General features: G+C 61.3%; 11 protein-coding genes and 2 pseudogenes. 11 read left to right on the top strand and 2 right to left on the bottom strand.

Features of this window, described 5'->3' with window-relative positions; translation table 11 throughout:
• Positions 1-3: 3 nt before the first annotated feature.
• Complete coding sequence (locus ASE90_RS20005) at positions 4-270, top strand: hypothetical protein (RefSeq protein WP_156361585.1); 267 nt, start codon at positions 4-6, stop codon at positions 268-270.
• 192 nt (positions 271-462) lie between these two features.
• Here ASE90_RS20005 and ASE90_RS13415 read toward each other — a convergent pair.
• A protein-coding gene (locus tag ASE90_RS13415) for an IS3 family transposase (protein ID WP_156361584.1) occupies positions 463-1,628 on the bottom strand; the annotation gives its coding sequence in 2 pieces (ribosomal slippage) (positions 463-1,376 and positions 1,376-1,628; 1,167 coding nt in all).
• A gap of 780 nt (positions 1,629-2,408) precedes the next feature.
• On the opposite strand from ASE90_RS13415, the gene ASE90_RS13405 reads away from it, so the two are divergent.
• The 10 genes and pseudogenes from ASE90_RS13405 (at position 2,409) to ASE90_RS19290 (ending at position 10,644) form a co-directional block, all read left to right on the top strand.
• Positions 2,409-3,506 (top strand): biotin carboxylase, encoded by a 1,098-nt coding sequence (locus tag ASE90_RS13405; RefSeq protein ID WP_056001545.1) that lies wholly within the window; start codon positions 2,409-2,411, stop codon positions 3,504-3,506.
• Between the two features lie 89 nt (positions 3,507-3,595).
• Positions 3,596-3,688, top strand: a pseudogene (locus ASE90_RS21025) (transposase); the annotation flags it as partial.
• 13 nt (positions 3,689-3,701) lie between these two features.
• Positions 3,702-4,779: pseudogene (locus ASE90_RS13400) on the top strand (IS3 family transposase).
• A gap of 210 nt (positions 4,780-4,989) precedes the next feature.
• The gene (locus ASE90_RS13395; RefSeq protein WP_056001542.1) at positions 4,990-6,165 is read left to right on the top strand and encodes a zinc-dependent alcohol dehydrogenase; all 1,176 of its coding nucleotides are present in this window, start codon (positions 4,990-4,992) and stop codon (positions 6,163-6,165) included.
• A 149-nt stretch (positions 6,166-6,314) separates the two neighbouring features.
• A complete protein-coding gene (locus tag ASE90_RS13390; protein WP_056001538.1) occupies positions 6,315-7,094 on the top strand; it encodes an alpha/beta fold hydrolase in 780 nt (259 codons plus the stop codon).
• 171 nt (positions 7,095-7,265) lie between these two features.
• A complete protein-coding gene (locus tag ASE90_RS13385) occupies positions 7,266-7,556 on the top strand; it encodes a DUF1488 family protein (RefSeq protein ID WP_056001535.1) in 291 nt (96 codons plus the stop codon).
• A 590-nt stretch (positions 7,557-8,146) separates the two neighbouring features.
• The gene (locus tag ASE90_RS20890; RefSeq protein ID WP_268795019.1) at positions 8,147-8,275 is read left to right on the top strand and encodes a hypothetical protein; all 129 of its coding nucleotides are present in this window, start codon (positions 8,147-8,149) and stop codon (positions 8,273-8,275) included.
• A 99-nt stretch (positions 8,276-8,374) separates the two neighbouring features.
• Complete coding sequence (locus ASE90_RS13380) at positions 8,375-8,776, top strand: DUF2231 domain-containing protein (RefSeq protein ID WP_321163785.1); 402 nt, start codon at positions 8,375-8,377, stop codon at positions 8,774-8,776.
• Positions 8,773-10,068, top strand: coding sequence for a PQQ-dependent sugar dehydrogenase (locus ASE90_RS13375; protein ID WP_056001529.1), 1,296 nt, complete (start codon positions 8,773-8,775; stop codon positions 10,066-10,068). Before ASE90_RS13380 ends, ASE90_RS13375 begins: the two co-directional genes overlap by 4 nt.
• Positions 10,069-10,095: 27 nt before the next feature.
• Positions 10,096-10,644, top strand: coding sequence for a hypothetical protein (locus ASE90_RS19290; RefSeq protein WP_082449800.1), 549 nt, complete (start codon positions 10,096-10,098; stop codon positions 10,642-10,644).
• Between the two features lie 270 nt (positions 10,645-10,914).
• On the opposite strand, the gene ASE90_RS13365 is transcribed toward ASE90_RS19290, so the two are convergent.
• Positions 10,915-12,144 carry a DUF2254 domain-containing protein gene (locus ASE90_RS13365; RefSeq protein ID WP_235531816.1) on the bottom strand — a complete coding sequence of 410 codons (1,230 nt, stop codon included), beginning with the start codon at positions 12,142-12,144 and terminating at the stop codon, positions 10,915-10,917.
• Positions 12,145-12,199 lie beyond the last annotated feature (55 nt).

The following is a 12,199-nucleotide window of genomic DNA, read 5'->3' as shown; positions in this document are numbered from 1 at the left end:
CGGATGGCCGACACGATCGTTTCCAGTTTCGATGCAGCCTGCACCATAGCACCGTTCGCAAATGGCCCGCTTGCAGCGGAAACTCACAAGGTCGATTTCGGCATTCCATTGCCCATGCCCGCGACAGACTGGACAGAGTGCATCAAGAGCGCCGTTTCTTGGCTGAAGCGGAATAATGTCAAACGCGTGGGGTTTATCCGGCCCTGCGCAAAGGACAACATGCGTGGCGTGCGGTATATCAGTTCTACAGAAGATCAGGCCGGTCGGTAACTGTCGTACGACTACGTACTCGTTTTTTTGTGTCCTTGCCTCACCTAGCTGATCGCTTTCGCCAGCATGGGCGGCTCTGCGACCTACACAGCTGTCTGATGCGGAGCTTTGATCCTGATCGGGTCCTTTTCGGTGGGGGATCGTTGTGCCACCTTCACCACTGGAGCCTTCCATTGACGTGACCCCAGTCTTTCATCCAACGGCAACCAGAGACCGACCGGTGTTGTCGCGCATGAGCGCGGGTGAAGCAACGGGCGGGGTTAACCCCGCCCGTTGCTTTTCAAGCCCGGCAGCGAATGCGGCCGGGGTAGCGTAGCCCAACGACGAGTGCGGCCGCTCGGTGTTGTAGTCATCGACCCATCGCGCGAGGATCGAGCGGGCCTGGCCGATGGTAAAGAACAGCGTCTCGTTGAGCAGCTCGTCGCGCATGCGACCGTTGAAGCTCTCGACGAACCCGTTCTGGGTCGGCTTGCCCGGCGCGATGTAATGCCACTCGACGCCCACATCGCCGGACCAGGCCAGCACCGCGTTCGACGTCAGCTCGGTGCCGTTATCGCTGACGATCATCTTCGGCGCACCACGTCTGGCAATCAGATCACCTAGTTCGCGCACCACCCGACGGCCCGAGATCGACGTATCGACCACCGCCGCCAGGCACTCGCGGGTCACATCATCAACGACGTTCAGCACCCGAAACCGGCGGCCGGTGGCGAGTTGATCGTGAACGAAGTCCAGGCTCCAGCGCTGGTTGGGAAGCGCCAACACTGGCGCCGGTGCCCGCGCGCCGACGGCGCGCTTGCGTCCCTTCCTGCGCCTGACCGTCAGCCCCTCCTCGCGGTAGAGCCGCTGGGTCTTCTTGCGGTTGATCGTGATGCCGTCACGGCGAAGCAGGATGTGTAGACGTCGATAACCGAACCGCCGGCGCTGCTGCGCCAGCTCACATAACCTCGACCGAAGGTCACCATCATCCGCTCGGCACGAGCGATATCGCATACTCGTGCGATCCGCTCCGACGACAGCACACGCCCGCCGCTCGCTCATCCCCAGCGTCGTCTGGAGATGCACGACTGCTTGCCGCTTCGCGGCGGGCGCTACCATTTTTTTGACAGCAGGTCCTTCAGACCGGCGTTGTCCAGCATCGTGTCGGCGAGCAGGCGCTTGAGCCGTGCGTTCTCTTCCTCGAGCGACCGCAGACGCTTTGCGTCGGACACCTCCAAGCCGCCAAACTTCGCCTTCCACGCATAGTAGGTGGCGCTCGACATCCCGTGCTTCCGGCACAGCTCCGTCACCACCGCACCTGCCTCGGCCTCCTTCAGAATGCCGATGATCTGCTCTTCCGAAAACTGCTTCCGCTTCATTCCGTCCGTCCCTTCGAGGGCCGGTCTCTAGTTCCAAGTGGATGAAGAAACGGGGGTCACGTCACGGCCTAATTGCCCCCTCGTCGATCTCCGCAATGATTGTATCTGCATCCAACGAACTATCAGCCATACCGTATTGGATAGGCCAAAGCGGAACGGCAGCAAACGGGGGCAAGTAGCCATCCCCACAAACGAAGGTACAGCGGGACAGCAAAGGCATGCTCGGTCTCCGATGCGCTTAGGTTGAGCCGTTTTCCCGAAACCTGTTCCCGATTGCATTTTCCCGAAACGGTCGGTTGGGCACGGAGAAACGGGACTGCTGCGAGTTGGTGAGACTGCCGGTTTGGGGATATCCGGATGATTTACCTAGCGGCCGGAATCGGGTTCGAAACCCCCTAGCAGCCGTTCGGCTGAGACGACCCAATTGCGGTCGTTGCAGGGGGCGTGCCCGCTTGCCAGGTTCTACCATTTGTTCATGTCGAAAACGGCAGATGGGCCACTTCTGCCCCATGGACTTTGAGAGGCAGACGCAAGTAGCTTAACTTTATGTCCGGGAAACCGGCAGCAGCCTACCCTTTCCTTCGCTTCCCAGGTTCGGACGCTGGTTGATCTTTTTGATAAAACCAATTTCAACGTCCGACTTTCCACTCACGAATCACGCGAAGGTAAAAGCGGACGTACGCTGCCGAAAGCGACTGCATCGCGCACCCGCAGACGCAATTCAGCTATTTGCTCTGGCGCGTCGCTCCGGGCTAGTGCGCGACGCGCAGGAGATTAATCATGAAAACAGCGTCGGTTGCCATTCTTTACCAAGCGCTTCCGCCACCGTTGATCGATGGACTGCGAAAGGATGCGAAGCCAGGTGGATATTCAGATGGTGGCGCCGACATTGCTTTCGCATTGCGCACGGCCGGCGTGAATGTGGTCACGCCCACCTCCACGCCGAACCCGTCTAAGGCGCTAGACTGGGTATTCCCGGACACGGCCGACGGCATCCATAGCGCAGGCGCCGCAGGCGCATCGGTCCTGTGGGCGAACACCGTCCTGTTCGAAGGACATCCGCTCGAGACGGTAATGGCCGACGTCGACATTGTCGGGCAGATTCCCTCGGCAATGCAGGCATTCGACGACAAGTACGAAACGAACGTCCTTCTTGCCCAGGCTGGCCTGCCCGTAGCGCGATCGTTTCTGCTGTCCGGCACGGGCAAGGAGAACGTCTGTGCGCTGGCCGATGTCGAAGACGCGTGTGCTTCCCGCGGCATGTCCTTTCCGATGATCGTCAAGCCGGTGCGCGGACGTGGAAGCCAAGGCGTCACCTTGGTGGGGAGCCTCAGCGACCTGCGCGATGCCGCGACTGCATTGATCGAGGCTGCCACCTTCGGGGACATGCTGATGGTGGAAGAGTTTCTTGGCGGTGATGAGATGACGGTCACCGTCATGCCGCCCGCGTCTCCGCGTCCGGACGGTTCGCGGGCATCGACGCACTGGACCTTGCCGCCCGTGTACCGCTTCGATCAGCGCGGCGGTGTAGCACCGTATAACGGTGACGTTCCGGTTACCGCCAACAGCATCGCAATCACTCCCGAGCGGCTACGCGAACCCGCTATCATGGCAATGATCGACAGCTGCGTCGCGGCGGCCGCGCTGGTCGACGCCCGCACCGCGATCAGGATCGATTGCCGGGCCGATCGGGATGGTACGTTCAAATTGTTCGACCTTAACATGAAACCCAACATGACGGGGCCGGGCCGCCCGGGGCGCGAAGATCAAGATTGCCTCTCCGCGATCGCAGCCCGAGCCGCTGGTTGGAGCTACGTCGATCTTCTGTTGGCGATGTTTGACGCCAAATGGAGGTTTGAGCCGTCGGACCGGGTTTAGGTGCGGAGGCCCTCTACCAGGCGAGCATGCTGCTGTGAGCTGCTGCCGGTTCCGTGGACACCGAGATAAGGTGTTTTTGGAACCGGAGGATGGAGATGCAACGACGGAAGTTCAGCCGTGAGTTCAAGCTCGAGGCGGTGAAGCTGGTTCGGGAGCGCGGGGTATCTGTATCGCAGGCCGCANCGGAGGATGGAGATGCAACGACGGAAGTTCAGCCGTGAGTTCAAGCTCGAGGCGGTGAAGCTGGTTCGGGAGCGCGGGGTATCTGTATCGCAGGCCGCACGCGATCTGGACCTGCACGAGAACGTGCTGCGCAAATGGGTGCGGGAGCAGGCGGCCGATCCGGGATCAGCGTTTCCCGGGCACGGCGTGATGAAGCCGGAGCAGCAGGAGATTGAGCGGCTTCGCCGCGAGCTTGCCAGGATGAAGGCGGAGCGCGACGGACTCGATATGAGGTTCGAGTTCATCGCGAAGCACCGAGGGATCTGGCCGGTGTCGTGGATCTGCGAAGCGCTCGGTGTTTCGCGCAGCGGCTTTCATGCATGGCTGGTTCGGGTGCCCGGTACCCGTGCCCGGAACGATGAGGAGTTCGGGGCCAGGGTCCGGGCCAGCTTCATCTCCAGCTATAGGACGTACGGTGCACGCCGCGTCTGGCACGACCTTCTGGCCGAAGGCCTCTCATGTGGCTTGCATCGTGTCGAGCGGCTGATGCGTGTTCATGGCCTGAAGGCTCGACCCCGGCGTCGTGGTCTGCCGAAGGACGACGGTCTGCGGTCCATCATCGCCGGCAACCTCCTCGACCGCCAGTTCACGGCCGAGGCGCCAAACCAGAAGTGGATCGCCGACTTCACCTACATCTGGACCGCGGAAGGGTGGCTATACGTCGCCGTCGTCATCGACCTGTTCTCGCGCCGGGTGGTCGGCTGGTCGATGAGCGACACCATGGCAGCCCAGCTCGTCACCGACGCGCTGATGATGGCGATCTGGCGGCGCGGGAAGCCCGACGCCCTGCTGCACCACTCGGACCAGGGCAGCCAATATACGAGCGAGAAGTTCCAACGGCTGATGGCCGACAACGGCGTGACCTGCTCGATGAGCCGGTCGGGCAACGTCTAAGACCGAGCGGGTCGGACGTAAGACCTACCGCACGCGCAATCACGCAAAGGCAGACGTGTTCGACTACATCGAGCGCTTCTACAATCCAACGCGACGACACTCGACCCTGGGCTATCTCAGCCCCATGGACTTCGAGCGGCAAGCGCAGGTAGCTTAACCTCGTGTCTACCAGACCGGCAGCAGCTCACTGACCCACGGCTTCCGGCAGACCCAGTTGCAGTCGCCTCAGCGTCGCTGCCCCGTGCCAAAACCGGAAGTCTCTTCACATAGACTAATGGGCGCGAGCCCGTTCCGTGCAACGAGACGTTGAGGTGGTTCAGTCGCTTTTCCGATCCTGGCGGAGCTCCTGCTCACACGGAGAAGAAACATGCGCGCACTCTGCTGGCACGGTAAGGGCGATGTCCGCGTCGACACTGTCGCAGACCCCGAGATCAAGCATCCGCGCGATGCGATCATCAAGGTCACTGCCTGCGCGATCTGCGGATCGGACCTTCACCTGCTCGACGGCTACCAGCCCACGATGGAGGCCGGTGACATCCTCGGTCACGAGAATATGGGCGAGGTCGTCGCGCTCGGCTCGGAAGTGACAAACCTCAAGATCGGTGACCGCGTGGTGGTGCCGTTCACGATCAGCTGCGGTGACTGCTGGTTCTGCCGCAAAGGCCTGTTTGCGGCCTGCGATCGCACCAACCCCAACGCGGAGATGGCCGCTAAGGCGATGGGTCACTCGCCCGCCGGCCTGTTCGGCTTCAGCCACATGCTGGGCGGCTATTGCGGCGGTCAGGCGGAGTACCTCCGCGTGCCGATGGCGGACATCGGGCCTATCAAGATCCCCGACAGCGTCACCGACGATCAGGCGCTGTTCCTGTCTGACATCTTCCCGACCGGCTACATGGCCGCGGAGAACGCGCAGATCGAACCGGGCGACACAGTCGCGATCTGGGGCTGCGGTCCAGTCGGCCAGTTTGCCATTCGCTCCGCACTGATGATGGGTGCCGGCCGCGTGATCGCGATCGACGAAGTGCCCGAGCGGCTCGCCATGGCGGAAGCCGGCGGTGCCGAGACGATCAACTTCGCCGAGACGGACGTGTTTGACGAACTTCAGGCCCGTACCAAGGGACGCGGACCCGACAGCTGCATCGATGCGGTGGGTTGCGAGGCGGCCGGACACGGCGCGGCCGATGCCGTCATGGACAAGGTCAAGGCGTCGATGTTCCTCGCGACCGACCGCGTCCACGTGCTGCGACAGGCGATCATGAGCTGCCGCAAGGGCGGTACGGTGTCGGTGCCTGGCGTCTACGTCGGCATGGGCGACAAGCTGCCAATCGGTGCGGCGATGAACAAGGGGCTGACCATCAAGCTCGGCCAAACCCACGTCCAGCGCTACACCAAGCCGCTGCTGGAGAAGATCGTGGCCGGGGAGATAGACCCGAGCTTCGTCATCACGCACCCGGCCAGCCTTGAGGACGCTCCCGAAATGTACGCCAGGTTCCGCGACAAGGAGGACGGCGTTATTAAGGTGGTCATGCGCCCGCACGGCTGAGCTGCGCATCCCTCATTGTCGTCGCGGCGTGCGATCCCTTTTTGAGGATCGAGCGCCGCGACGACCGGCGCACGGCAGCTCGCAAATTAAGTGGTACCACGCACGGACGGTGCTCGTTGAGCCGTTCCAGATAACCGAAATGGAATGAGATGCACCAGATCAACCGCGGCTCCGGCCGCAAACTGCTGCTCGTCCATGGGCTGGGCGGAAGCTCGCGATCATGGAGCCCCATCCTGGACTCGCTCGGCGCCAGTCGAGCGGTGATCGCGATCGACCTGCCCGGACATGGCGCGACCCCTGCGGAGCACGATAGCGGAACGTTCAACGGCCTGGTCGGGAGCGTCCAGCGCTATATCGTGGAACACGAGCTGACCGGGATCGACGTCGTCGGCAGCTCGATGGGCGCGCGAATGGTGCTCGAACTTGCCAGGCGCGGCGTCGTCGGCAACGTCGTCGCCCTTGACCCGGGTGGGTTCTGGCGTGGTTGGGAGCGCACCTTCTTCAAAACCACGATCGGCGTCTCGGGCCGCTTGTTGCGGACGATCCGACCCGCCCTGCCGACGCTGAGCCGTAACGCGGCCTCGCGCACTGCCCTGCTCGCCCAATTGTCCGCGCATCCATGGGCACTTGATCCGCAGATGGTGGCGACCGAGTTGACCGGTCTTAGTACGACACAGACGTTTGATGCGCTGGTCCATGACCTTGCGACCGGGCCGGAGCAGACCGGTCCTGCTGCCGACAGCACTGGCCGGATCGTGATCGGATGGGGCAGGCACGACAGGCTCTGCCTGCCGGGTCAGGCGGCGCGCGCAAAAGCTGCGTTCCCGTCCGCAGAGCTGCACTGGTTCGAGTCCAGCGGTCATTTTCCGATGTGGGACATGCCGGAGGAAACAGTCGAGGTCATCCTCAGAGCTACGCTATCAAAGTAGCGGGGTGTAACGCCGACCCAGGAGCGGTCATCCAAGCCCCCTTTGCCACTTTCTGAAACCGGCCGTCCATACTCGTCGCCGGACTCGCGGTTTAGCTCCGTTGCGCGCGCTGCCGAAGCTTCGTAGCGTCCAACGCAACTGCCGCTGTAGCCATATTGGAGATCTAAATCGATGGCCCATTCCAGCGTCCGCTTCGAGAAGAGAGAGTACGAGTGGGTTGCGGAGCGCGACAGCGTAGGATTCGTCGGCATGACGGATTTCGGCGAGGTCGAGTTTCTCATCACCGCCGACGCGCTGGCGGAACTATTAAACCCGCAGCTTGAGGGGGTCGACCCCGAGACGGCATTAGAGGTGTTTGTAGAATTCGAAGCTGACATTCATCGGATCGCGCAGCGAGAGTTCGTCAAGCGGCTCGGCGGAGAGCCGCCAATACTCCTGACTTCGGCAGATCTCGACGGCTGACAACGCTTGGCAGGCGAACTCTGCAGTTCGTATTTCCGCTGCGTGCAGACCACAATAATGCGGCTGACTTGTGAACGTGCGCCTTAACCCACGAAATAGTCGTTCAAAGCACCCTGCCCGCTTCTGGGCTTCTGCCATTCGTTCATGAGCTTAGGCGAGCACCACCTTCGTCTACTAAGAAGCGATCGGAGAACCCTTTGCTGAACAGTACTCGAATTGACGAAACCGGTACGCTCGTCGCCCTCGAAGTTGGTAATGTCGACAGTATCTCTTCGATCTTATCGAGCATTAATGCAGCGCAGTAACCGATTGCCTCGCAGCGAGTGCGATATTTGAACCGTGTGCGACGGACGACGTTCGGCGAGCCGAAAATCGATCGTCCAAGCTCGCCCGAGACACCTCATTCAAAACCGGGTTAAACGACCCGATGATAACTGCCATCCTGATCCTACAACGAAGATCCAAAGACGCTACCTGCGGGGCTTTTACGCTTCATTCGTCAAATCAGGCTTCGGAAAGCAGCATACCTAAATAAGCACCGATGGTCTTATTCCCTTTTTCATGCGTTACGGCACTAAACGGAGATGGATATGGACTCGAACGATGGACACTTCAAAACCGAACCTCCTACCGAAACCAAGGAGAAGCCGTTGAACGAACGGCAACCAAAGCCCGACCTGCCCGATGATGAAGCCGAAAGCCTGGGCGATTTTGCGTAGCTAACATCGGCACGCGCACCGGGCCGTTTACCGGGCGGCTGGCTGCCTTAGATCTGAGAGGATAAGCGCATTCTGTCTGCTACTTCAAATCGGCGTCTCTTGCGGCCTATCCATCCGCTTCATGCGGTGCTGCTGGCCGCGACCGTCCCGCTTTTTCTCGGCGCGCTTCTGAGTGACATCGCCTATGGACGAAGTGAACAGGTCCAGTGGAACAACTTCGCCTCGTGGCTGATCGTCGGCGGGATGGTGTTCTGCGGGTGTGCGCTGTTGTGGGCGTTCATCGGACTTCTTCGACGCCACGGGCGTACCGGACAGGCGCTGCTCTTCCTCGGCCTTTTGTTCGCGACCTTCATAATCGGGTTCGTGGACGCACTCGTTCACGCAAAGGACGCGTGGGCGATCATGCCCGAAGGGCCCATCCTGTCTTTCATCGTGACCGTGCTGGCCATCGCGGCGACGTGGGTAGGGTTTTCGAGCCTGCGTGCGGGAGGAGCTGAATGAAACGCTTCGGTTTTCTTGCAGCCCCGGTATGTTCGATCCTGCTGCAGGGTTGCGGGAGCGACCCGGCGGCGACGCAATATGGCCCGGCGCCCGACCTTCCGGAACGGCAGCGCGGCTTGCTTCCGAGTATGAAGATCGCTGACCCAACAGGTTGGGGGAGCGATCGGCCATCGGTACCCGAAGGTTATACGGTTAACGCAATTGCTACCGATCTGAAGGTTCCACGCCAGACCCTGGTGCTGCCCAACGGTGACATACTCGTCGCCGAAGGGAAGGGTGGCGGCGATGCTCCCAAGCTTCGGCCCAAGGACTTCATTGCGGGCTATATCAAGGCGAAGGGTACGACGTCGGTGAAAGGCGGCGACCGTCTAACCCTGTTGCGTGATGCCGATGGCGATGGCGTATATGAAGGGCGCGCGGTCTTCGCGGAGAATCTAAACGCCCCCTATGGTTTAGCGCTGGTAAACAACGCCCTGTACGTCGCCAATCAGGATTCACTGGTGCGCTTCGTCTACCAGGAAGGGCAGATCCGCGCCGAAGGTTCTCCGGTCAAGATCACCGACCTGCCTTCGCAAATCAATCATCACTGGACCAAGTCCCTCGCCGCCAGTCCAGATGGTCGTTTCCTCTACGTCGGCATCGGATCGAACAGCAACATCACCGAACGTGGCATGGCGGCCGAAGTCGATCGCGCCATGGTTTGGCAGATCGATGCACAGACCGGTGCCCACAAACCATTCGCTACCGGTCTGCGCAATCCGACCGCGCTGGCCATTCAACCTGGCATCGGACAGTTATGGGCTGTCGTGAACGAGCGTGATGAGCTCGGCCCCAACCTGGTCCCCGATTACCTGACGTCGGTCCGCGAAGGCGCGTTCTACGGATGGCCCTACAGCTATTGGGGCAGGAACGTCGATCCCCGGGTACGGCCGCAGCGACCTGATCTGGTGGCCGCCGCGATCCGGCCGGACTATGCGCTTGGGTCGCATGTCGCCGCGCTTGGCGTCAGTTTTTCGAACCCCGCCATGGGCGGTCGGTTCGGCAGAGGCGTCTTCGTTGGTGAGCATGGCAGCTGGAACCGCAACGTTCCCTCCGGATACAAGGTGGCGTACGTTCCCTTTCGCGGCGGTCGACCAAGCGGCGCGCCCGTCGATTTCATGACTGGGTTCATGGGTACCGATGGAAAAACCCGCGGCCGCCCCGTCGGTGTGACCGTCGACCCGCGCGGTGCATTGATCGTTGCCGACGACCTTTCGAACACCGTTTGGCGGGTAACGCCCGTCCGGCGCTGAACTACAAGGGTAAGATCGAACAGTTTCATGGCGCGCAAGCTGAAGGTTTTCCGCACACCGATAGGGTTCCATGACGCCTATGTCGCAGCGCCTAGTCGAAAGGCAGCATTGGAAGCTTGGGGTGCGGACGCCGACCTGTTCGCTCGTGGTATGGCGGAAGAGGTTACTGACGTCACGCTGATGGAAGAGCCGTTGGCGCATCCAGGCGAAGTCATCCGCCAAATCCGCGGAACTCTGGATCAGCACATGGCTGCTCTACCTTCGAACCCACGACGCGAACCGACGGAAAAGACGGGTGCGGCGCTACTCAAAATTAAGCCGCGGCGGACAACGCGGGAGCCCCGCCCAAGTCGTTCGAGGCTCGATCAGGCCGAACAATCAATCAAGGAAGCTGAGCAACGACACCATGCGGCACGGCGTGATCTGGCCGCCCGCGAAGAGGCGCTTCGAAAGGAACGGCAGGCGCTGGAAGTCGATCGTGATCAGGAGCGCGAACGGCTCGAGAAGGCGCGCAAGGGCCAAGAACGAAAATACCGCGATGCTATGGATGCTTGGCGCGATGCTCAGGCTGACTGAAGTGGGCGGGATCGAAGGCGCAAAATGCATCGCACAAGCGGTCGGCGCTCGAACGTCCTACCAACACAAGCCGTGACCCGTTCTCGGTTATTCTCGGCGTGAGCGGCGGTTACACTCATAAGCAAGCAGACCCACTTGTGGACATTCGGATTACGCAGCGCGCTTCCCAACTTCCGCCATTCGTCAATCCGGTAGAGTCACGCCCAGTCGCAATCGTGAACGATAGCTTATGCACTTCGAGCAGGTGTACGGTGCCAATCTAAAGCCGAATTATATTTTCAGAGCGCGCAGGACGGCACTGCCATCCATGATGTTTCGTTCGACATTGCGCAGCAGTTCGTCCGATAGCGACCGCGTGGTGTCCGCGGCGTGCGGCAAGGCTTTGCCTAACGCATCGAGTACCTTGCGCGTCCGGATGACGACCTCCTCCTCTCCCGCTCCTTCGCGGATGAGGGGGACAAACCCGTCGCGGATCAGTTCGTCAGCCGTCGGCCGTCCCATATAGACCGGGGGCAGGTCGGCGTCGGGCGGCGGGGCATCCGCAGGCAGTAGTGAGAGCGCCCGGAACAGCGCGTTCACGACCTCGATCGCCGTGCCGGGATCGTTTGTCGCTGGCGCGAGCGCCCGTCCGGCGATCTCGCCAAGTGCGATCAATCCCAACCGCGGATCGTGATCGAAGCGGCGGTGGCGCTCGACCGTGAACGCATTTGCCAATGCCTGAAGGATCTTATCGAGCGATGCTTCACCGACAATTCGAAGCAGGGGGCGATCGGGATGGACCAACGTTCCGGCCAGAACCTCGACGTGAATTACAAGGCCATGTTTTTCCGCCAGCAACGCGAGCGCCTCGACATCAATATGGGTAACGTACCCGATGTCGGTCGAGAACACGGCTTTGGTCGATGCCGGCACTGTGATAGCCGGGCGGGCGCCGGCATAAGGATTGCGCGCGAAGGCCGACATGGCTGTGCAAGCTGCATCCTCCACCCGGTCGATGACATCCGCCATTCTCCCGAACGCTGCCAGATGCGCGATCCACCGCAGCAACGTCACCACGACGAGAACGATCAGAAGGATCGTGGCCAACAACAGCACTACCCTGCCCTGTCCGCCGTAGAGGTGCGTCTGAAGGCCGATGATACCTACGACCGAAAAGATGAACGCGCCGAGAAACGTCGACAGTGCGTTCTGCGACGTTCGGTCGGAGATCATCAGTTGCGTCGCACGGGGCGTGGCAAGTTGCGTGGCAGACGAATACGCGCTCACCATCGCGGTCAGCGAGAAGGTGGTGACCGCGAGCATCGAGGACGCAATGATCTCCAAAATCGTCCCGACGGCGTTCTGCCCGACGTCGCCCGTGAATTCATAGGGTATCGTCCGCGCGATGATGCCCGCCAGCGCAGCGATCACGACGCTGGCGACGCTGATGACCGCGGCCCGGAACCATATCTGCCGACCTGCATGGTGGAGGAACCGGCCGATACGCGCTGTCGAAATCAAGGCAGCATCCGCGTCATCGCCATGCTAAAACTACTCAGCTGCATAAGCTGCTCCC

It is taken from the genome of Sphingomonas sp. Leaf67 (genome assembly GCF_001421965.1).
Lineage (GTDB): Bacteria > Pseudomonadota > Alphaproteobacteria > Sphingomonadales > Sphingomonadaceae > Sphingomonas.
Note: the sequence above shows the minus strand (reverse complement) of the source record. Positions and strands in the feature narration are given on the sequence as shown.